This is a genomic window from Trichocoleus sp. FACHB-90 (assembly GCF_014695505.1).
Taxonomy (GTDB): domain Bacteria; phylum Cyanobacteriota; class Cyanobacteriia; order Cyanobacteriales; family FACHB-T130; genus Funiculus; species Funiculus sociatus.
In genome coordinates, this window is sequence record NZ_JACJOK010000048.1 from 1 (window position 1) to 22,092 (window position 22,092).

Sequence of the window (22,092 nt, forward strand, 5' to 3'; positions counted from 1 at the left end):
TCAGATGGTGAATTTGACAAAGCTTGTTTATATTTCATTTACTTGTCTATAACTGTTAGTTAATTGTTTCTCTATTTAGCTTATTTTTCTTAATTCCGCAAGAGGTCTAATGTAAACAAGCCATCTTCACCAGGCTCAAACTCCAACACTCGCACCACAGCACTGATATTCAAAGCGCCGTAAATGTGAGGAAACTGCTCTCCTGCATCTAATCCTTCATATCGGATTTCTGGCTCCACTTTTTCAGATTCAATGCACAGGATAACTAAACCAGTTTGGTAGCGAAAAAAGTTATTAGCTACTTTAATAACTTGCTGCGGTGTTGAGCAATGAATAAAACCCTCAGATTCTAAGGTATCGCCGCGATATATTTCTGTTGATTGTGATTCTTCCCATTGTTCGCGCTTCGTGATATGCAAGATGATATTCATACAAATCTCAAATTTTAAGTAGGTAGTTATAAGGAGGTGGAGACTCCTTATTCATTCCTAGGTCGCAGCCTAGGAACGATATTTTTAAAGCTTGGATAGGTAGGCTTTGTTTATGTAGCGTAGCCATGATTCTCCTTCGTCGGGACTATTATTAAACAAATTCTCCTTTCGCTATCATAATCACTTTTCCCCCTACAAATACGTCAATTGAATCAGCACGTTTTTCAGCTTTCAACAACAGCAAGGAAGGTCTGCCAATTTCATATCCCTGTTCCACTCGGATATTAATGGGGTTTTGTCCAAAATAGGAATGCTGCGCTAAATATCCAGCCAAACAACCATTCGCACTTCCCGTGGCTGGATCTTCTGGAACGCCAAGATAATCGGCGAATACGCGCACGCTTAGGTCATTCTCTGCATTGTAGGTTTCCGGACAAAAAACCAGTATAGATTTTGCTTGAGTGGTATCTACAAGCTCAAAGTATTTATCTTTGTTGATTTTGATTCGCTTTAAGGAGGAGTGCGTCTTCAATGGAACGATGATAAACGGAACTCCAGTGGAAACTTCTTGAATTGGAAATCGGTTATCTATCTCGGCCGAATCTAGATTTAAAATCTTGGCAAGTGTATCTATTTCCAAGTTTTGGTTAAAAGCAGGCGCTTTTTGCTGCATCCATAACCATTCAACTGCTTGCTCGGCGTAATGCAGGGTTACAGGAATTTGTCCAACTTTCAAGTTTAGATTCAGGGATTCAACCGGTTTATTAATAATTTTCTGCTGCAAGATGTAGGCAGTACCTAGTGTAGGATGACCTGCGAAAGGTAGTTCTTGCTCTGGGGTAAAGATTCGCACGTCATAACCACCTTCGCGAATATCTGGAGATATCACAAAGGTAGTTTCTGAATAATTCATTTCTTTAGCGAGCCGTTGCATTTCACCATCCGAAAGTTCACCGATATTAGTAAAAACTGCTAACTGGTTTCCGGTGTATTTTTCTAGGGCAAATACATCCACAATGTAGAAGGTGAGGTTGTCCATATTTGGTAAAAATTGTTGCGTTGTTGCGATCGCTATTACGTTACCCAGAGGCTGGGATCGCGCTAGAGTGTACAATTAAGGACTGAGCAGATATACTCTTATTGGAGTTATGTATACTGGGTAACGATTAGCTACCCAGAGTGCATTGTAACCAAATATTTAATTGCTCATGCCATTCTTCGGACTTTTTTGGGTGACATCCTGGTTCAGCTATTTTTTATCGTCTAACCAGGCGTTGTTGAGGGTACCAGATTATTTGTCGGCTGCTCTTCCGTCCAAGGTTTTGTCGGCTGTGGGTAATCCCCTGGAAACTTATAATCCCGTAGTTTTTCCGGCACAATTCAACTTAGGGGGCTTGCATTCTCAGGAATTTAGTGCAGTTTTGCCTACCTTGGGTTTTCAGGCTGGATCGGGAATAGGAGAGCCTCTACCAAACAAAGACAAAGTAAAATCGGCTCTTCAATCTATCCACTGGATAGATGCGTTAGACAATGATCTCTGTGTTCCAGCGTCAGAGCAAAGCAATGAATCTGCGCCTTTTACACCAACAATCATTTCCAAATCTGCCTCATGGATTGAAGTACCAGGCAGTAGAGTATCAAAGATTAGTTTTTCTCAAAGAATAATGCAGGTTGTGCAGAATTTGTTAAACTGGCCTGCTCGTTTTGAGCCTAATGAAAAACCAAAGCCTGCGCCTGTTGCCGTGGTTCGGACTCGCTACAAAAGTGAAGCCGGGGAGAATTTAAACAGCTCTAAACTCAGTCAGCGGCAAGGATTTTGGCGGTCATTGGCGAAGGGAAAAAAGAATTCTTCTGGCAAAAAAGCCACAGAACACGAGCAGTTTCAAGTCTGGGTGAAGGGAAATTTGATTGCCGAAATTCCCGACAAAGTTGAAGCTGAAGCTTTTGCCAAGCGTGTAGCGAAACTTCTGCAAAACCCCAATTTGGATGGTTCACAAGTGCAACCAATGCTGTTTTATGGGATGCCTGGGGGGAGGTTAGGCAATAACCAGTTGTTTGCCATTGATGAAGCGATCGCATCCAATCTCGGTCGCAATGGAGAAATATTGGCAATCGAATGGGTGAATAATCTCCGCATCGCTTTGGGCGCTGCACCTTTAACCTTGGTGAAAGCACAGGCGCAACTGCACGGATTAGTCTCCACAGATGACAAATTTGAAGGTTTTGCCTCCTGGTATGGAGACTATTTTCACGGGCGCTTAACAGCAAACGGCGAGAAGTATAACCAGTACGCACTAACGGCAGCGCATCCCTCTCTACCATTTAATACCTTTCTCAAGGTGAAAAATACGAAAAATGGGGATGCTACCATCGTCCGAATCAACGATCGCGGCCCCTACATTGCCCCTAGAACGCTTGATTTATCGCGGACTGCGGCACGCTGTCTTAAAAGTGAAAAAGCTGGTGTCGTGCCGTATGAAGCGGTCGTTATGAAGCAGCTGTAGCCTAAGCCGAATCCAGTTGATTACCAGCCATGAAGAGTCACCCCAACCCCTCTCCGGTTGTTCTCTCTAGGGGTTGGGGGTGGGGTTCTTTAATTATGGGCAGACGGATTTGAAATTATTAGCCAGTAGCAACGGACTGACTAATAGCTAAACAGCGAATCGCCTCTAAAAGCCCTCTGGCTTTATTGAGAGTTTCTTCATATTCTTTTTCCGGGTCAGAATCCGCAACTAAACCAGCACCAGCTTGAACTGAAACGGTATGTTTACCGCCGTCTTGGGGACGCACAACCATCGTGCGGATAGCGATCGCAGTATTCAATTGTCCTTCAAAGTCATACCAGCCATAAGCCCCAGAATATGGCCCGCGACGGCAAGGTTCTAATTCCTTAATAATCTCCATCGCCCGAATCTTAGGCGCGCCGCTGACTGTCCCCGCGGGGAAGCAAGCCTTAAGTAAATCCCAAGCGGTTTTATCGGGGGCCAGGAGTCCCACAACGTTGCTGACAATGTGCATCACATGAGAGTAACGCTCAATTACCATCAGTTGATCGACTCTCACTGTACCGCTGGTGCAGACGCGCCCCATGTCATTGCGTCCCAAGTCAACTAGCATGACGTGTTCGGCAATTTCCTTGGGGTCTTGAAGTAAGTTTTCCGCAAGGCTGTCATCCTCCTTTGGCGTTTTCCCTCGTGGGCGGGTTCCAGCAATTGGTCTGACGGTAGCGATCGCTTTCCCTTCTGGAGAAAGATCCGCTTTCACCATCACCTCTGGAGAAGAACCAATAATTTGCCAGTCGCCAAAGTTGAAATAAGCCATGTAAGGCGACGGGTTAATTAAGCGCAGGGAACGATACAAGGCGAAGGGGTCGCCGCTATACTCAGCCGAGAGTCGCTGGGAAAGTACAACTTGGAAAATATCCCCCGCGCGAATGTAATCTTTTGCCTTTTGGACGTTGGCGCAGTATTGTTCGCGGGAAGTGTTGCTGGTATATTCACTTCCCTCTCCAGTTGGCGGAGTCCATTCTAAAACTGTGTCTTTCCCGGATAAAGGTAGCTGGAGTTTGCTTACCAGTTGCTTAACGCGATCGCCGGCTAACTTGTACGCAGTAGCCAAATCCACATCAGGATCGCGCAAATCTGCATAAGCGATCGCCCAAATTTTCCGCTTTACCTGATCGAAAATAATCAGGTTGTCCACCTGCATCCACAACCCATCCGGCAAATCATCTTCAGTAGCCGGATAAATCGGTACGCGAGGTTCAATCCAGTTAATTAATTCATATCCCCAGAAGCCAAACAATCCCCCAATTCCCGGCGGTAATTGAGGTAACTTCACTGGGTGAAAGGGTTTTAGGCAATATGCCAATGCCTTAAACGGGTCGCCTTCAAATGCGATCGCATTCCCGTTCCGATGAATTTGCCTAGTCTTCTCTCCCCTCGCCTCCAACACCCACAACGGATCGCATCCCAAAAAACTGTAGCGTCCGATATTCTCCCCACCTTCCACTGATTCCAGCAAAAAGCTATAAGGCTGTCCCGCGCAGACTTTGTACCAAGCAGACACAGGGGTTTCTAAATCCGCTACCCATTCCTGGTAGACAGGTACAAAGTTGCCTTCCTTAGCTAAATCGGAAAATTGAGTAAAGTCAGGAAAAATCATAAATTTATCGGGTATTGTTCCTCAAGTTTAAAAAATACAATAAGCCTTTCAAACAAATAGGGTGGGCATTAAGAAGGAAAAAGCAATAGGAAAAAGGGAAAAATGAATAATTTTGCCTTTTTACCTTTGCCGTTTGCCTTTTTCTTGCCCACCCTACTATTTCAGGACTTACGCAGTCAATTAGTGAATCCCTAATTCTGTTGTAGGGGCATGACATTGCCATGCCCCTACAGCGTGTTGACGTGCGTAAGCCCTACTATTTTTTATTTATTTTTTAGGGCAATTGGGGTTATGTGCCTAAAGTTATGCACAACGGCGTACCGCGCCACAAAACTATCGACATTTACCCCAAAAACGGACGCTACACCTCGAAAGTATTACGACCGCTAAACTTGACTTTTGGAGGTTCTACATTCTCTCCTAGGCGGCGTTCTTTCTTACCGACATAAGGACGACCGGGGTTTACCTTCTCAGGGAACACGCCATCCTTCGGATGTAGATACTCCATTTCACCGTTAGGGAAGACACGGTAAATCTTGTAGTTGTTGATTTTGAACTTGGCGCGTAGTTGCTGTCCGCCCAACATAATGCAATATTCTTTGCGGGCGAGGAACAGCAAGTTTTCCCCTTGCCGCATGATGGCAGAACCACCAATCGGCATTTCAAACACTTGCTCTTTGGGGCTTGTCCAGGTGATAGCGTACTTTTCTTCGGTTTGGGCTTTTGTTAGCAAGCCTCCGGTACTGCCACCAAATATCGGGGTTTGTCCAGTTAGAGTCTCTACCGTTTCTGGCATAGATTTTTCTCCCAACGTTTTAGGGCATCCTATCACCCAGCAAACGTCTCTATTGCCAGTCTGTCAAGAACTGTAACAGTTCGTCATTAGTCAAGGCGTTGGAAGGTTGAAGGTTGCAGGTTGCAAGTGTAAATTCCAACCTTCCAACGGTTACTGACTACTAACCATTGACTGCTTTGCCACGATGGGAACGGTGAAGTGAAACTCACTACCTTTGTCCTTACCAGCAGATTTAGCCCAAATTTCGCCACCCCAACCGCTGACAATCTGGCGACAAATTGCCAGTCCCAAACCAGTACCGCTAGTAGTTCGCCGCAAAGCGCCTTCTTCCTGATAGAACCGATCAAAGACAGCCTCAAGTCGATTGGGTTCAATACCGCGTCCCGTATCAGCAACAGTGACTTCCAGCATAGAACCACCGTTACTGGAAGCCTTAATAGTAATTTTTCCTTTAGACGTGGTAAATTTACAAGCGTTATCTAGCAACTTGGCAAGAACCTCAACCAGCCACTCGCCATCAGCTCTTACCAAAGGCAGGGAATCGGGGACTTTTGTGAGAATCTCTGGCAATTGACCATCAGAATGACGGGCGCGGATACTGCTGAGGGCGAGGTCAATGCACTCTTGCAACTCCAGCGATTCTGGGTGCCATTGTACGCGACCGCTTTCCAACCGTGAAAGGGTGAGGAAATCCTGCACGAGTTTACGCATCCGTTCCGCGTCGGAGAGAGCAGTGTTGAGCATCACCTGCCGCATTTCTGGAGACATATCCGGTTCGGTTGCCAGACTTTCCAGACAGACTTGGATGGTAGATAGAGGGGTGCGTAGTTCGTGACCAGTAATGGCAACCAAGTTGCTGCGGGTGCGGTCGAGGGCTTCTAGCTGCTGGTTGAGGTCTTCCAGGTTAGCGTAGGCCTCAGCTTGAATTAAAGCACCGCCGATTTGAGTAGCGATCGCTTCCACCAATTCCAGTTCATCTTCCTCGCACTCATACGGTGTCCCGCCGCAATAATGCAACTCCACCATCCCCAGCAACCGATCCTGATACAGCACTGGTACCATTAGCCACGAAGAAATAGAAAAATTGCTCACAATAGCTTGCAGCTGGCTATTAGAGCCTGACTTCAACCCATCCCCGACAATCCGAGAATCTGTCTGAGTATCAGCTACATACACTTGTTCTCGCTTCTGTACAACTTCCTGAAACAGAGGATTATTCTCCAAAGGCCAAGTCTGACCTAGCGTAGAGGGAAGTCGAGAATCCCCGCTACCACTCACACCCAAAAATTCATGATTGATTGTCGTAGCTGTATCCGTTGAGACGCGATATATTAGACACCGACAAGCAGACAAAGCCTGACCCAATTCCTGCACTGCTACTTCTAGAATTTCATCCGGATGTAGCGGCTGTCCTGTATTGCTACCCCTGCGAATGGCAGCGGTAATTGAGTTTACTAAACGCTCTTTGCGTTCCTGAGCAGAAATAGAACGATAAGCTTTTAGCAGTTTATACTGCCCAGCTTGTAAGTAAGTCAGCAGGCACTCAACAAACGGATCGGGGTTGGTGGCTGTTGCATTTTGAGTTAATAAATTCTCCCCAACCCCTACAACCCGTGCTACCGAAGCAATGCCGTAAGCATTTTGCGCTTGAGCGATTTTCTCTTCCAACTCCGGGCGATACTGTAAAATCCGATTCAGTAATAATCCAGCAACAGTACAGCTTACTTGCCGATCAAAACTCCAAATTCCCTCAAATCGGCGGGCTGTGTCCATCTCCAAAGGAGCCGACAGGCGGGACTTTTCTCCTCTTGCTTCTTGCCTCTTGACTTTTGCTTCTTCAGGTGTTCTTTCCCGACATACTAAGCAGGTGGCATAGTGCTGTCCTACCACCACTAAGTGCCATTCTTTACTCAAGCCGTCCTCAGGCTCAAAAGCCACAGTTTCGTAATAGCCCGATCCGTTGGTAAAGGATGCTTCCGGTGCCGCCATCACATATACCTGATCCGTCCGTTCGGCAATCCGTCGATACCGATGAGCCTCCTGACGATAGAAACGCTCTCGCTGGAAGCTGGCAATCACCAGATGCTTGTCTGAAGATGCCAGAATTTGGTCTTCCATAGCATGAGAGAGTGCCGTTAAGGAAGACTTGAAATACATTTGGGTTCGCAGGTGAGGCAGGGCCCAGAGCAGCTCTGTCAGCACAGAAGTCGGTATGATCATTAATTTTGCCGAGTTTTGTACCCGTTCTAATGCTTATCGTACAAAACCGCGCTGCATTCTAACTTTTAAATAGGATTTCTGTATTTATTTGCTACACATTAGATAGCAAATAAAAGTTATTATTTGTCAGTTATTAATTAACAAATCTTATATCTACTCTCTCCTCACTCTCCATACCCTAGTTCTTAGTCTTTATAACCATAATCAGCTCTACTTATCAATCTTTCTTAAGTAAGAGCTGATGTCAAAATAGCATAACAATTATGCGGAAACTTCATTTACATTAATATTTTGTAACTTTGTATACGAATTTCCTCAGTCAGTCCGCATAACTTATCATCAACGAGCGATTGACGAAACACCTGAAATCGGTTTGGGGGCAGTTGAGCGCTAAGTAATGAGGACACACCCATGACAAGCACAGCCACGCCAACAGCAAGTCTGAACAAGTTTGAAAAATTTAAAGCCGAAAAAGATGGTCTGGCAGTAAAGTCAGAACTTGAACACTTCGCCCGCATTGGCTGGGAGGCGATGGACGAAACAGACCGTGACCACCGTCTGAAGTGGGTGGGTGTGTTCTTTCGACCAGTCACTCCCGGAAAGTTTATGATGCGGCTGCGGATGCCAAGCGGTATTCTCACAGCTAGTCAAATGCGGGTGTTAGCTGAAGTCGTGCAACAGTATGGCGAAGATGGCAATGCTGATATTACCACTCGGCAAAACATCCAACTGCGGGGAATCCGGATTGAGGATCTGCCAGAGATTTTCAATCGGTTTAACCAAGTTGGTTTAACTAGCGTCCAGTCTGGGATGGACAACGTTCGCAACATCACTGGTTCGCCAGTAGCGGGAATTGATGCGGATGAATTGTTCGATACTAGAGAACTTGTGCAGCAAGTTCAGGACATGATTACCAGTAAGGGGGAAGGCAACAAAGCCTTCTCGAATCTGCCGAGAAAATTTAATATAGCGATCGCAGGTTGTCGCGACAACTCGGTTCACGCCGAAATCAACGACCTCGCCTTTGTCCCCGCATTCAAAAACGGCACCTTCGGTTTTAACATTCTCGTCGGTGGCTTCTTCTCCGCAAAACGCTGCGATGCAGCAATTCCCCTAAATGCCTGGGTTCCTCCCGAAGATGTTGTGGATGTATCCAGAGCAGTTCTCGAAGTTTTTCGCGACCAAGGCCCCAGATCCAATCGGCAAAAAGCCCGGTTGATGTGGCTTATCGATGAACTTGGACTCGAAAATTTCCGGGCATTAGTAGAAAAATATCTCTGTAAACCACTGCAACCAGCAGTCGAAAAAGACGAAATCGACTGGGAAAAACGCGACCACCTTGGCGTATATCCTCAAAAGCAACCCGGCTTAAACTACGTCGGTTTGCACGTTCCCGTCGGGCGTTTGTTTGCCCAAGATATGTTTGACCTCGCCCGAATAGCCGAAGTCTACGGCAGCAGCGAAATTCGCCTCACCGTTGAACAAAACGTCATCATCCCTAATATCCCAAGCTCAAGGATGGAGGCATTCCTAGCCGAACCCCTCTTAGAAAAATTCTCTACCAGTCCCCAACCATTGACAAAAGCGCTTGTTTCATGCACCGGGTCACAGTTCTGCAACTTTGCCCTGATTGAAACCAAAAACCGCGCCGTGGCAATGATTCAGGAGCTAGAGGCAGAACTTTCCCTAACCCAACCCGTGCGAATTCACTGGACAGGTTGCCCCAACTCCTGCGCCCAGCCGCAAGTCGCTGACATCGGTTTAATGGGGACAAAGGTACGCAAAAACGGCAAAACCGTTGAAGGTGTCGATCTTTACATGGGCGGCAAAGTGGGTAAAGAAGCCGAACTCGGCACCTGCGTCCAGAAAAGCATTCCCTGCGAAGACCTCAAACCAGTATTGCGCGATTTACTCATCCAGCAATTCAAAGCAGAAATCAAAAATTAGTCAGCAATTAGCAACAACCAACAAACAAAATGACGAGACTTTCCAGAAGGCAATTCATCATCACCGCAGGAGCAGCTACAGCTGCATCTTTACTCGCTCATGGCTGTAGCTCTGGCCCTACCAACACCTCCACAAACGCCAATAGCTCCACAGGTGGTTCAGGTTCCTCACCCGCCGCCACCCTAGCCGCTAACGCACCAAAAGTAGAAACACCCAACGCCAAGTTAGGATTTATCGCTCTTACCGACTCCGCACCCCTGATTATTGCCAAAGAAAAGGGTTTATTCGATAAGTACGGCATGACAGGTGTCGAAATCCTCAAGCAAGCTTCTTGGCCCGTAACTCGCGACAACTTGGAAATAGGCTCTCAAGGCGGTGGTATTGATGGGGCGCATATATTAAGCCCCATGCCTTACTTCATGACCTTGGGTCAGACCAAGAACAAGCAACCCGTACCGATGTACATTTTGGCGCGGTTGAATACCAACGGTCAGGCAATTTCCATTGCCAATACTTACAAAGAGGCAAAAGTTGGTTTAGAAAGCAAGGGGCTGAAAGAAGCCTTTGCTAAAGCCAAAGCAGGTGGTAAAAATGACCTCAAAGCTGCGATTACGTTTCCTGGTGGCACCCACGACCTATGGATGCGCTACTGGTTAGCCGCTGGCGGTATTGATCCTAACCAGGATATTTCCGTTGTTCCTATCCCACCGCCACAGATGGTGGCAAATATGAAAACGGGCAACATGGAAACCTTCTGCGTAGGCGAACCTTGGAACGCCCAGCTGGTTAACCAAGGACAGGGTTACACCGCATTGCTGACAGGTGAACTGTGGAAAGATCACCCAGAGAAAGCTTTTGCCATGCGACAAGATTGGGTGGATAAAAATCCCAACTCTGCCAAAGCGTTACTGATGGCGGTACAAGAAGCCCAGCAATGGTGCGACAAAGCAGAAAACAAAGAGGAGATGTGCCAAATTGTCTCCCAAGCGAAGTGGTTCAAGGTGCCAGCCAAAGATATTATTGAGCGTTCTAAAGGCAATATTGATTACGGCGACGGTCGTCCAGTGGTTACGGGTAGCCCGTTACAGATGAAGTTCTGGGCAGATAATGCTTCTTATCCTTACAAGAGTCACGACACCTGGTTCTTAACTGAAAACATTCGCTGGGGCAATATTCCCGCTGACACAAATCTTAAGGAACTCGTGGACAAAGTAAACCGCGAAGATTTGTGGAAAGAAGCGGCTAAAGCGCTTGGTGTTCCCAGTGCAGAAATTCCTACTAGCAGTTCTCGTGGCATTGAAACGTTCTTCGATGGTGTCAAATTTGACCCCGAAAAGCCAGAAGAATACTTGAAGAGTCTCAAGATTAAAAAGGCATAAATTGCTAATTGAAGGATAGCTAATTGCTAATTCCTTAAGAGGGGTTAGCAATTAGCCAATGACTAATAGATAACCATTAGGAGCGAGAATGACTGCTAAAGCTGACCGCCGCCTGCAAACTAACAATCCTCAACAGTTAGTGACAAGTTTTTTTCAGAAGCAAGCTAAATATATTGTGCCGCCCTTAGTTGCTTTGGCATTGTTTCTGCTAGTATGGCAACTCCTCTGCCCTCCTGGTTCTAAAGGTTTGCCAGGGCCAATACAAGTGATTGGTGATACTTGGAACCCTTACATTATTAATCCGTTTTTTGATAATGGCGGTACAGATAAAGGTTTGGCATTGCAAATTTTAGCCAGCTTAGGAAGGGTAGCAATTGGCTTTTCTTTATCTGCGATAGTTGGCATAACTGTAGGTATTGTAGTTGGGGCTAATGATTTTGCTTATCGGGCTGTAGACCCAATTTTCCAAGTGTTACGTACTATTCCCCCGTTGGCGTGGTTGCCTATATCTCTAGCAGCACTTCAACAAAGCAACCCTTCAGCTATTTTCGTGATTTTTATTACCTCAGTATGGCCTATTATTATTAACACAACTGTAGGCGTACAGCAGCTACCCCAAGACTACAGAAATGTCGCCAGAGTGTTGCGGCTATCTAAACAAAAGTATTTCTTGAAAATTCTACTTCCCGCAGCAGTTCCTTACATTTTTACGGGATTAAGAATTGGAATTGGTTTGTCTTGGTTGGCGATTGTTGCGGCTGAAATGTTGGTAGGCGGTGTGGGTATCGGCTTCTTTATCTGGGATGCCTACAACAATTCTTTGATGAGTCAAATTATCATCGCGCTTGTGTATGTCGGTATTGTTGGTCTGCTGCTAGATAGAATGGTGGCTTTTATCGCTTCAATGGTAGTTCCAGAAGAACAAAAATAGGGGTTGGGGACTGGGGACTGGGGAATAGGGACTAGGTAAGAATTATCCCCAATCCCCAATCCCCAATCCCAATCCCCAATCCCCAATCTCCCAATCACCAATCCCCAATCCCCAATTCCTATGTCTTTTGTAGAAATCGACCACGTAGACAGAATTTACCCACTTGCCAACGGTGGCACTTATGTAGCACTTAGGAATGTTGATTTAAAAATTAAACAGGGTGAATTTATATCTTTAATTGGACACTCTGGCTGTGGCAAATCCACCTTATTAAATATGGTGGCTGGTTTAGATAAACCAACCAGAGGAGGTGTGATTTTAGAGGGGAAACAAATCACTTCGCCAGGGCCAGACCGGATGGTGGTGTTCCAAAATTATTCGTTGCTACCTTGGCTTTCTGTTCGGGAGAATATCTCTCTGGCGGTAGATGAAGTATTTCAGAACAAGCCCAGAGGGGAGCGTAAAGGCATTGTAGAGCATCACATTGATATGGTGGGGCTGCGGCAAGCGGCTGATAAACGACCGGGGCAGCTGTCTGGAGGGATGAAGCAGCGGGTAGCGATCGCCCGCGCCCTCGCGTTGCGTCCGAAAGTGCTGTTGTTAGATGAACCTTTCGGGGCGCTGGATGCACTGACACGCGGCGGTTTGCAAGAAAAATTGATGCAAATTTGCGAGGAAAGCCACGTTACCTCAATTATGGTGACGCACGACGTGGATGAGGCGCTGTTGCTATCAGACCGAATCGTGATGCTGACCAATGGCCCGGAAGCGCATATCGGGCAAATTCTGGATGTGTCGATTCCCCGCCCCCGCAGGCGCATGGATGTGGTGAATCATCCCAGCTACTACGTGTTGCGGAACGAGATGATTTACTTCCTCAACCAGCAGAAAAAAGCCAAGAAGCGCCAGATACAGGCACCTATGGCTATTTCCCGCAACGGGTTGGAAAAAGTAAATCTGGAAATTGGCTTTATTCCCTTAACTGACTGCGCGCCTTTGGTAGTGGCGAAGGAAAAAGGATTTTTTGCCAAACACGGGTTAGAGGAAGTCACCTTAAACCGCGAACCCAGCTGGAAAGCGATCGCAGAAGGTGTGGGGACGGGACGGCTGGATGCTGCCCAAATGGTCGCCGGAATGCCGATGTCAATGACTTTGGGTGGTGGGGGAAAGCCGCCAGTACCAATTTGTACAGCATTGACTTTATCCCGCAACGGTAACTCAATTACTTTAAGTAAGGAATTATACAATCAAGGCGTTCGTACTCTGGCAGACTTAAAAGGAGCGATCGCCCAAAATCCTGACAAAGTTTACAATTTCGGGGTAGTGCATCCAGCTTCAATGCACAATCTGATGTTGCGTTCTTGGCTGGCTTCCGCTGGGATAGATCCAGATCAAGATGTCAACATCGCAGTGATTCCGCCCCCGCAAATGGTAGCCAACCTAAAAGCTGGAAACATTGATGGTTACTGCGTCGGCGAACCCTGGAACTCTCGCGCCGTTCAGGAAGGCTTAGGGTTTGTCATCACTACAGATATGCAACTGTGGGCTGGACATCCGGAGAAGGTACTCGGATGCAAGGAAGAATGGGCAAATAAATACCCCCAAACCCACGTAGCTTTAATTAAAGCGCTGCTGGAAGCTTGTGAATACTGCGATGACCGCCGCCATCGAGAAGAAGTTCTGGAATTACTTTGTCAGCCTCATTATGTAGGTGCTGCCGCAGAACATATTCGTCCCGGCTTTATCGACCCCTACGACCGCGGGACAGGCGAAGAACCTGAGATGATGTTGCGTTACAACCAATTCTTTGTTGACAAGGCAAACTTCCCAGAACGGGAGGAAGGACTATGGGTGATGACTCAGCTGGCACGATGGGGGATTATTCCGTTCCCGAAAAACTGGTTAGACGTTACAGAACGGGTGCGGCGCGTGGACGTTTATGGACAAGCGGCACGGGAATTAGAGTTGACGGATATTGGACGCGATCGCGAACCGATCAAAATGTTTGACGGAACGACTTTCAACCCCGACGACCCCCTGGAATACCTCAACAGCGTCAAAATTAAACGCCCAACCACCATCGAAGAAATCAACATCGACCAATTAGTTATTAGTAAATAGCTAATGGCTGATGGCAAAAACAATTAGTAATCCTTCATCCCCATCCTTCTCATGCAAACTGTAAACAGCAGCAACACCTCATCAGTTAGTCCTCACCCGTCAGCCTTCAGTCCGGTAATCAACCGCGACCCGTATTTGGTAATTGAGAATGTTTCCAAAGTCTATCCTTCTGCCCAAGGGCCATGCACGGTTCTGGATGGGGTAAACCTCACCGTTTACGAAGGCGAATTCATCTGCCTGATTGGTCACTCTGGTTGTGGCAAATCCACACTGTTAAACATGGTGTCAGGTTTCAACAAGCCGACTCATGGGGAAGTGCGCCTGCAAACTGCGACAATTCGCGAACCAGGCCCAGATCGGATGATGGTGTTTCAAAACTATTGTCTCCTGCCCTGGATGACTGCCTTTGATAACGTATATTTGGCAGTAGATTCCGTCTTCCCAGACAAACCCCACAAGGAAAAAGTCGCCATCGTCAAAGAACATTTGGCGATGGTGGGACTCACCGAAGCCGCTGACAAAAAGCCAACGCAACTATCCGGCGGCATGAAACAGCGGGTAGCGATCGCCCGCGCCCTTTCCATTCGCCCTAAAGTTCTGATTTTAGATGAGCCTTTCGGCGCATTAGATGCCATCACCAAAGAAGAATTACAAGAAGAACTCCTGACAATTTGGCGGGAACATCGGGTAACAGTCTTAATGATTACCCACGACATCGACGAAGCGCTGTTTCTAGCAGATCGGTTAGTAATGATGACCAACGGCCCAAAAGCGAAAATCGGCGAAGTCTTGAATATTCCCTTCTCTCGTCCCCGCAACCGCGCCCAGATCATGGAAAATCCCGAATACTACAACTTGCGTAACTACGCCCTAGACTTCCTGTATAACCGATTTGCTCATGACGATGAATAGTCATTGGCTAATTGAAGGATGGCTAATAGCTAATAGCTTCTCTGACTCTGCGCCCTCTGCGCCTCTGCGGTTCATTTTCTCCATCAAATAGGACTGCTAAATTAGCAATAAAATACAGACTAATGACAACTGACACTACAAAAACCCTTTGCCCTTACTGCGGTGTTGGTTGCGGACTGGAGGTGTCACCTCCAGCACAACCAGGTAAAGCAGTAAATAGGGATAGTCAAGGAACTCCCATCTGGAAAGTGCAGGGCGATCGCACTCACCCTTCCAGTCAGGGTATGGTGTGTGTCAAGGGTGCAACCGTTGCCGAGTCTCTGTCCAAAGACCGACTTCTGTATCCAATGGTGCGCGACTCCCTAGACGAACCCTTCCGCCGCGCCTCCTGGGAAGAAGCTTTAGATCGGGTGGCGAGTCGGATTAAAACCGTTCTCTCGACTCAAGGGCCAGAAGCCGTCTGTATGTATGGCTCTGGACAACTGCAAACAGAAGATTACTATGTTGCTCAGAAACTCCTTAAAGGGTGTCTGGGTACTAATAATTTTGACTCCAATTCTCGCTTGTGTATGTCCTCCGCCGTGGCGGGTTATTCGCAGAGCTTTGGAAGCGATGGCCCTCCCTGCTGCTACGAAGATTTAGATGAAACCGATTGTGCCTTTATCATCGGTAGCAACACGGCAGAATGTCACCCAATTATTTTTAACCGCCTGCGGAAACACCACAAGAAAAATCCTAAGGTGAAAATGATTGTGGTCGATCCCAGAAAAACCACCACAGCGGAAGCAGCAGATTTACATTTAGCGATAAAACCTGGGACTGATATTGATTTACTCAACGGTATCGCCCACCTGTTGATGCGTTGGGGCAGAATTGATAGTTTTTTCATTGACGAATGCACCTCCAATTTTCCGGCTTATGCTGAGGTGATTCAGCACTATCCGCCGGAAGTTGTCGCCAAACGCTGCGGCATATTGGTAAAGGAACTGGAAACAGCTGCTCGCTACTGGGCTGATTCTGAGCGCGTGCTGTCTATGTGGTCGATGGGCGTGAATCAGTCTTCGGAAGGGACTGCCAAGGTACGGACTATTATTAATCTGCACCTGATGACTGCTCAGATTGGTAAACCGGGGAGCGGCCCTTTTTCCCTGACAGGCCAGCCAAACGCGATGGGCGGACGGGAAACTGGGGGACTTTCCCACATCCTACCAGGCTATAGAGTGGTAAAAAATCCCCAACATCGCGCCGAATTAGAAGAATTTTGGCAACTTCCCGCCGGACAGATTTCGCCTGTTCCAGGTTTGGCGGCGTGGGACATCATCACGGGTCTGGAAACTGGTGATGTCGGAATGCTCTGGATTGCAGCAACTAACCCGGCTGTGAGTTTACCCGATTTGGAACGTTCTAAGGCAGCGTTAATGCGATCGCCTTTTACGGTATACCAAGACGCATATTACCCCACGGAAACTGCCGAATTTGCTCACGTCCTGCTTCCTGCGGCGCAGTGGAGCGAAAAAACTGGGACAATGACTAACTCTGAGCGAGTTGTCACTTTATGTAAGGCGTTTCGCACTCCTCCTGGTGAAGCGAAAGCCGATTGGAAAATCTTTGTGGAAGTAGCACTGCGACTGGGCTTTGGCGACAAATTTCCCTACTCTACCTCAGCTGAAGTTTATGACGAATATGCTCAGGTAACACGCGATCGCGTCTGCGATATGAGTGGCATCAGTCACGCACGACTAGCAGCACAAGGCCCCCTACAATGGCCCCTCCCAAAGGAAAAGCAATCTACACTTCCAGCTGTGAAGCGGTTATATACAGATGGGCGTTTTCCTACGCCTGATGGACGGGCGCGTTTTGGGGCATACCATTCACGCGGTTTGGCAGAACCACCAGATCCAGACTATCCCTATGTCCTAACTACAGGCAGACTTTACGGCCATTGGCACACCCAAACCCGCACGGGACGGATTGATAAAATCAAGCAGATGCACCCGAATCCATTTATTGAGATTCATCCCCGCGATGCTGCCAATTTAGATGTTCAGGAGAATGATTTGGTGGAAGTGCAAACTCGTCGCGGCACCTCTCGTTTTCCAGCTAAAGTAACAAAAGCAATTTCTCCCGGAACTGTCTTTGTCCCGATGCACTGGGGCGCACTTTGGGCAGACAAGGCAGAAGCTAATGCCCTGACTCATCACATATCCTGTCCCGACTCGCTGCAACCAGAATTAAAGGCTTGTGCCGTGAAACTTGTACCTGTTGCTGCCCAAAAATCTGAGGGAGGTTATTTACGTTGTGACACTAAATCTCCGGCTTTTTCTTCACGAGTTTAGCTTGGTAGAAATTTGTGAAAAATTAGTCCTTTTTGGTGGAACGAACCGCTGAGGGCGCTGAGGGAGAAAAGCACACATTTAAAGATTTTAGCAATCTTCCAAAAGAAAGAGTTAAAAAATTATAAATATTTCAAAAGGTGGGGTTCTGAGTAAATAGGCATCTTCTGTAGCAAAGTCTACCGATTCCTGGCATAAGAGGGCATAAGGTTAGATAAAAATCTGGCTAGATTGTCCGATAAATAGCTGTTGAGGCGAGTCGTGCGCTCGCTACAGACATAATATGCAACGAGGCTAAAACTTATGACGGAAGCAACCGAAGTACCAGGAAAGGTAGGTAAAGCTCAGGTGGAAGCGAACGGCTCCCCAGCAACCGTCGAATCATCTGAAAATTTGACAAATGCAGGCGAAGCAACACCAACCCAAAACAAATTTGAAAGGATTAAATCCGAAAAAGATGGTCTGGTATTAAAGCAAGAACTAGATTATTTAGCTGAGATTGGCTGGGAAGCGATGGAAGAAGCCGATAGAGACTATCGGTTGCGGGTTTTGGGTTTGTTTTACCGCACAGTGACACCAGGCAAATTTATGCTGCGGATGCGGCTGGCGAATGGGATTTTAAGTACCTATCAAATGCGAGTTTTTGCTGAAATTGTGCAGCATTACGGAGATGAGGGAAACGCTGATATCACCACACGGCAAAATATTCAACTGCGACAAATACGCCTTGAAGATGTACCAGACATCTATCGAAAATTAGAACAAGCTGGATTAACATCGGTTCAATCTGGTGTGGACAATGTTCGGAATATTACGGGTTCACCTTTAGCAGGAATCGATCCAGATGAATTGATCGATACGCGAGGATTGTGTCGCATGGTGCAGGACATGATCACTAATATGGGCAAAGGGAATCCAGAGTTTACGAATTTGCCAAGAAAATTTAATATTGCGATCGCAGGTTGTCGTGACAATTCAGTTCACGCCGAACTTAACGATATTGGTTTCATCCCGGCTTACAAAAACGACACCATCGGCTTTAATGTCATCGTCGGCGGGATGTTCTCACCCAAACGTTACGAAGCTTCAGTTCCCATGAATGCTTGGGTTCCACCAGAAGACGTGGTGGCTTTGAGTCGAGCAATTTTAGAAGTTTACCGCGACCACGGACTTCGGGCAAATCGGCAAAAGTCGCGGCTGATGTATCTGATTGATAAATGGGGAATTGAGAAGTTTAGAGAAGAGATAGAAAAACGCTTTGGTGAAGTTAAGGGAACTATACCTTTACAATCGGCTGCTGAAAAAGATGAATTTCTGTGGGAAAAGAAAGATTACATCGGCGTTTATAAACAGAAGCAACCTGGATTAAACTTTGTGGGTTTACATATTCCCGTCGGTCGGATGTATGCCCAAGATATGTTTGACTTAGCCAGAATTGCCGAAGTGTATGGTAGTGGGGAAATTCGGTTTACAGTAGAGCAAAATTTGATTATTCCCAATATCCCCGATACTCGTATGGAAGCGTTTTTAAAAGAACCACTTTTAGAACGTTTTCCACTCGATCCAGAAAACTTGATGCGCGGGTTAGTTTCCTGCACAGGAAGTCAATTCTGCGGCTTTGCACTAATAGAAACCAAGAACCGCGCTTTGGCTTTTGTTAAAGCCTTGGAAGCAGAATTAACTTTACCTCAACCAATACGAATTCACTGGACGGGATGCCCCAATTCTTGCGGTCAACCGCAAGTGGCAGATATTGGGTTGATGGGAACAAAGGGACGCAAAAATGGCAAAGTCGTCGAAGCCGTCGATATCTGGATGGGCGGAAAAGTTGGCTATGAAGCTGAACTTGGTAGCCGGGTGATGAAATCGATTCCCTGCGACGAGCTTAAGCCAGTGCTGCGAGATTTGTTGGTTGAACACTTTGGGGCAAAACCTAAGCAGTCATTAGTTCTTAGTCATTAGTTTGTTGCTAATGGGTAATAGGTAATTCTTAACTGCCATTAGCCATTAGCAAATGACTAATTACCAATAACAAATAACTAATAATATGAGTGATTTAATCAAAACGCTCTGCCCTTACTGTGGTGTTGGGTGTGGTTTAGAAGTTTCTCCGCCAGCCCAAGCTAACCGGGAAACGAATCGAGATAGTAAAGGCAATCCTGTCTGGAAAGTTCGGGGCGATCGCGCTCATCCTTCGAGTCAGGGTATGGTATGTGTCAAAGGAGCCACAGTTACAGAGTCTATCAGTAAAGACCGACTGATGTATCCAATGATGCGCGATTCCCTGGATGAACCTTTCCGTCGCGCTTCTTGGGACGAAGCCTTAGATGCGATCGCAAGCCGCATTAAAACTGTGCGCGATACTTCTGGTGCAGATGCAATCTGCCTCTATGGTTCTGGCCAATTCCTCACGGAAGACTATTATCTTGCCCAAAAACTTTTTAAAGGTATTTTGGGTACTAATAACTTTGATACCAACTCGCGCCTGTGTATGTCTTCCGCCACAGCCGGGTATTATTACAGCTTAGGTTCAGACGGCCCCCCCTGTTGCTACGAAGACCTGGAATTAACAGATTGTGCCTTTATCATCGGTTCCAATACGGCAGAATGTCACCCGATTATCTTCAACCGACTGCGGAAACACCACAAACAAAACAATAATGTCAAAATGATTGTGGTCGATCCGCGCCGCACCACTACAGCTGAAGCCGCAGATTTGCATCTGGCAATTCGACCAGGTACAGACATCGATCTACTCAATGGTATTGCTTATCTACTGCTGCGCTGGAACCGCCTCAACATCGAATTTATAGACGAATGCACCACAGGTTTTCCATCCTACACTGAGTTAATTCAGCACTATCCGCCGGAAGTAGTCGCTGAACGATGCGGTATTTCTACTCATGACTTGATAACAGCCGCAAAAGCTTGGGCTGAATCGAAGCGTGTGCTGTCTATGTGGACTATGGGTTTAAACCAGTCTTCAGAAGGTACCGCCAAAGTGTGCAGTCTGATCAATTTGCACCTCATGACTGGTCAAATTGGCTTTCCCGGAAGCGGCCCTTTTTCGCTGACAGGTCAGCCGAACGCGATGGGGGGAAGGGAAGTTGGCGGTTTAGCGCATCTTTTGCCTGGGTATCGTTTGGTAAAAAATGAGCAGCACAGAACCGAAGTTGAGCAGTTTTGGGGATTACAACCTGGGAAAATTTCGCCCGTTCCCGGTCGCAGCGCTTGGGAAATTATTACTGGATTAGAGACGGGAGAAGTAGAATTTTTGTGGATTGCGGCGACTAACCCAGCGGTGAGTATGCCGGATCTGGAACGGACAAAAGCCGCCCTCAAGATTTCGCCTTTTACTGTTTACCAAGACGCTTACTATCCCACAGAAACCGCCGAATTTGCTCACGTTTTGTTACCAGCAGCCCAGTGGGGCGAAAAAACTGGCACGATGACCAATTCTGAGCGAGTAGTAACGCTTTGTCCAGCTTTCCGTCCACCAGTAGGACAGGCGAGGGCAGATTGGGAAATTTTTGCAGAAGTCGGTCGTCGCTTGGGATTTGCTGAACAGTTTGCTTTTACTTCTTCAGCGGAAGTTTATGCCGAGTTTGTGCAGTTGACACGCGATCGCGTCTGCGAACAAACTGGCATCAGTCATGCACGATTGGCAGCACAAGGCCCTATACAATGGCCCGAACCAGACAAAAAAGAACCCAAATCTTTACCCAACGCGGTGAAAAGGCTGTATACAAATTCCCGTTTTTCCACGCCTGATGGAAGGGCGCATTTTGTTGCCCATCATTCGCGGGGTTTAGCAGAACCACCAGATCCAGACTATCCCTTTGTCCTCACCACTGGCAGACTTTACGGACATTGGCACACTCAAACCCGTACTGGACGCATTGAGAAAATTCGGCAGATGCACCCGAATCCGTTTATTGAGATTCATCCGCGTGATGCTACAAAGCTGGGTATTCAGGAGAACGATTTGCTAGAAGTCCGAAGTCGTCGCGGTACATCCCGATTTCCAGCCAAAGTCACAAAGACAATTTGCCCCGGAACGGTCTTTGTCCCCATACACTGGGGCTATCTTTGGGCAGACAAGGCCGAAGCCAACGCCCTTACCCATCCAGTCTCTTGTCCTCAATCCTTGCAACCAGAGTTAAAAGCTTGTGCGGTGCAACTTGTACCCGTTGCAACCCTGATGGATTCATCTGAGTATCTGCCGTCAAAGGCTTACTCTGAGACTTTTTCTCCACCAATTTCGGTTTGAGGAAAAGTCTTTTACCTCCGCAATGGAGGGAAAGATGGCATCAAAATAAAAACGGTAGGGCAGGTGGAAGATATGAGTTAACAAAAACATCAAAATAGTTGCAACTTTTCTATTATTTCAAGATTAATTGTAAGTTAAGCTCTTGGAACGGATGCCGTTGGTATCCTATAACCCTGATTAGGTCGTGGGGAATGGTTGAGTGAGAAGGAAACCCAAGGAATTCATGAGTGCTGTTAGGTTTCACGTTGTTCAACCATTCTCTAACTAGGGTTGGGATTTTTAGCTTTCAGTGAACTGTATTGGATTATAAATTAGGCGATATTTAGGGACGCGATCGCTTCGGACGCGCCAACTTGTTGTGATAACACAAGTTGCGTTTTTTGGATTGTATACCACAACGCATTAGGCACTTTTTGCATCCAATGGTTGCGTGAATTGCAATATTGGATTAACTAATAATTATAAAAATAAATTCAATTATCCAAATAAAAGAGATTTAAAAATAAATTGAACTTTGGTAACAGAGTATACGAAAATCCTACACAAACCTAATTAATCTAACAGGAAAGCCTTCTCTCGAACAAAATG

Annotated in this window: 14 protein-coding genes; 9 read left to right on the top strand and 5 right to left on the bottom strand. The window is 46.8% G+C overall.

The window, feature by feature from the left end:
* Positions 1 to 89: 89 nt before the first annotated feature.
* Together H6F74_RS13545 and H6F74_RS13550 are read right to left on the bottom strand one after the other, a co-directional pair.
* On the bottom strand, positions 90 to 431 hold the full coding sequence (locus tag H6F74_RS13545) for a DUF952 domain-containing protein (RefSeq protein WP_190441853.1): 342 nt from the start codon (positions 429 to 431) through the stop codon (positions 90 to 92).
* A 151-nt stretch (positions 432 to 582) separates the two neighbouring features.
* Positions 583 to 1,470, bottom strand: coding sequence for a PhzF family phenazine biosynthesis protein (locus H6F74_RS13550; protein ID WP_190442046.1), 888 nt, complete (start codon positions 1,468 to 1,470; stop codon positions 583 to 585).
* A 169-nt stretch (positions 1,471 to 1,639) separates the two neighbouring features.
* Here H6F74_RS13550 and H6F74_RS13555 point away from each other — a divergent pair, with 169 nt between their 5' ends.
* Positions 1,640 to 2,935, top strand: a complete 1,296-nt coding sequence (locus tag H6F74_RS13555; RefSeq protein ID WP_190441855.1) for a septal ring lytic transglycosylase RlpA family protein — start codon at positions 1,640 to 1,642, stop codon at positions 2,933 to 2,935.
* A 118-nt stretch (positions 2,936 to 3,053) separates the two neighbouring features.
* Here H6F74_RS13555 and trpE read toward each other — a convergent pair whose 3' ends face one another.
* The 3 genes from trpE to H6F74_RS13570 form a co-directional block, all read right to left on the bottom strand.
* Entirely contained in the window at positions 3,054 to 4,595 is a 1,542-nt protein-coding gene (trpE, locus tag H6F74_RS13560; protein WP_190441859.1) for an anthranilate synthase component I, read from the bottom strand.
* A gap of 361 nt (positions 4,596 to 4,956) precedes the next feature.
* Positions 4,957 to 5,391, bottom strand: coding sequence for a photosystem I reaction center subunit II PsaD (locus H6F74_RS13565; protein WP_190441861.1), 435 nt, complete (start codon positions 5,389 to 5,391; stop codon positions 4,957 to 4,959).
* 150 nt (positions 5,392 to 5,541) lie between these two features.
* A complete protein-coding gene (locus tag H6F74_RS13570) occupies positions 5,542 to 7,611 on the bottom strand; it encodes a DICT sensory domain-containing protein (RefSeq protein ID WP_190441869.1) in 2,070 nt (689 codons plus the stop codon).
* Between the two features lie 411 nt (positions 7,612 to 8,022).
* Here H6F74_RS13570 and H6F74_RS13575 point away from each other — a divergent pair, with 411 nt between their 5' ends.
* The 8 genes from H6F74_RS13575 to H6F74_RS13610 all read left to right on the top strand — a co-directional run bounded on the left by H6F74_RS13575 (position 8,023) and on the right by H6F74_RS13610 (position 21,504).
* On the top strand, positions 8,023 to 9,558 hold the full coding sequence (locus H6F74_RS13575; RefSeq protein WP_190441871.1) for a ferredoxin--nitrite reductase: 1,536 nt from the start codon (positions 8,023 to 8,025) through the stop codon (positions 9,556 to 9,558).
* A 29-nt stretch (positions 9,559 to 9,587) separates the two neighbouring features.
* Positions 9,588 to 10,937 (top strand): CmpA/NrtA family ABC transporter substrate-binding protein, encoded by a 1,350-nt coding sequence (locus tag H6F74_RS13580; protein ID WP_190441872.1) that lies wholly within the window; start codon positions 9,588 to 9,590, stop codon positions 10,935 to 10,937.
* Positions 10,938 to 11,025: 88 nt separating this feature from the next.
* A complete protein-coding gene (gene ntrB / locus H6F74_RS13585) occupies positions 11,026 to 11,868 on the top strand; it encodes a nitrate ABC transporter permease (RefSeq protein ID WP_190441874.1) in 843 nt (280 codons plus the stop codon).
* A 120-nt stretch (positions 11,869 to 11,988) separates the two neighbouring features.
* Positions 11,989 to 13,989, top strand: a complete 2,001-nt coding sequence (locus H6F74_RS13590; RefSeq protein ID WP_190441876.1) for a nitrate ABC transporter ATP-binding protein — start codon at positions 11,989 to 11,991, stop codon at positions 13,987 to 13,989.
* 51 nt (positions 13,990 to 14,040) lie between these two features.
* Positions 14,041 to 14,901, top strand: coding sequence for a nitrate ABC transporter ATP-binding protein (locus H6F74_RS13595; protein WP_190441884.1), 861 nt, complete (start codon positions 14,041 to 14,043; stop codon positions 14,899 to 14,901).
* A 122-nt stretch (positions 14,902 to 15,023) separates the two neighbouring features.
* A complete protein-coding gene (locus tag H6F74_RS13600) occupies positions 15,024 to 17,237 on the top strand; it encodes a nitrate reductase (protein WP_190441886.1) in 2,214 nt (737 codons plus the stop codon).
* Positions 17,238 to 17,627: 390 nt separating this feature from the next.
* Entirely contained in the window at positions 17,628 to 19,196 is a 1,569-nt protein-coding gene (locus H6F74_RS13605) for a ferredoxin--nitrite reductase (protein ID WP_347269519.1), read from the top strand.
* Positions 19,197 to 19,281: 85 nt separating this feature from the next.
* Complete coding sequence (locus H6F74_RS13610) at positions 19,282 to 21,504, top strand: nitrate reductase (protein WP_190441889.1); 2,223 nt, start codon at positions 19,282 to 19,284, stop codon at positions 21,502 to 21,504.
* Positions 21,505 to 22,092: the final 588 nt, after the last annotated feature.

Excerpts from the sequence above, each read along its gene's own strand:
- H6F74_RS13545 (WP_190441853.1), bottom strand. The coding sequence starts at position 431 with ATGAATATCATCTTGCATATCACGAAGCGCGAACAATGGGAAGAATCA.
- H6F74_RS13550 (WP_190442046.1), bottom strand. The coding sequence starts at position 1,470 with ATGGACAACCTCACCTTCTACATTGTGGATGTATTTGCCCTAGAAAAA.
- H6F74_RS13555 (WP_190441855.1), top strand. The coding sequence starts at position 1,640 with ATGCCATTCTTCGGACTTTTTTGGGTGACATCCTGGTTCAGCTATTTT.
- trpE (WP_190441859.1), bottom strand. The coding sequence starts at position 4,595 with ATGATTTTTCCTGACTTTACTCAATTTTCCGATTTAGCTAAGGAAGGC.
- H6F74_RS13565 (WP_190441861.1), bottom strand. The coding sequence starts at position 5,391 with ATGCCAGAAACGGTAGAGACTCTAACTGGACAAACCCCGATATTTGGT.
- H6F74_RS13570 (WP_190441869.1), bottom strand. The coding sequence starts at position 7,611 with ATGATCATACCGACTTCTGTGCTGACAGAGCTGCTCTGGGCCCTGCCT.
- H6F74_RS13575 (WP_190441871.1), top strand. The coding sequence starts at position 8,023 with ATGACAAGCACAGCCACGCCAACAGCAAGTCTGAACAAGTTTGAAAAA.
- H6F74_RS13580 (WP_190441872.1), top strand. The coding sequence starts at position 9,588 with ATGACGAGACTTTCCAGAAGGCAATTCATCATCACCGCAGGAGCAGCT.
- ntrB (WP_190441874.1), top strand. The coding sequence starts at position 11,026 with ATGACTGCTAAAGCTGACCGCCGCCTGCAAACTAACAATCCTCAACAG.
- H6F74_RS13590 (WP_190441876.1), top strand. The coding sequence starts at position 11,989 with ATGTCTTTTGTAGAAATCGACCACGTAGACAGAATTTACCCACTTGCC.
- H6F74_RS13595 (WP_190441884.1), top strand. The coding sequence starts at position 14,041 with ATGCAAACTGTAAACAGCAGCAACACCTCATCAGTTAGTCCTCACCCG.
- H6F74_RS13600 (WP_190441886.1), top strand. The coding sequence starts at position 15,024 with ATGACAACTGACACTACAAAAACCCTTTGCCCTTACTGCGGTGTTGGT.
- H6F74_RS13610 (WP_190441889.1), top strand. The coding sequence starts at position 19,282 with ATGAGTGATTTAATCAAAACGCTCTGCCCTTACTGTGGTGTTGGGTGT.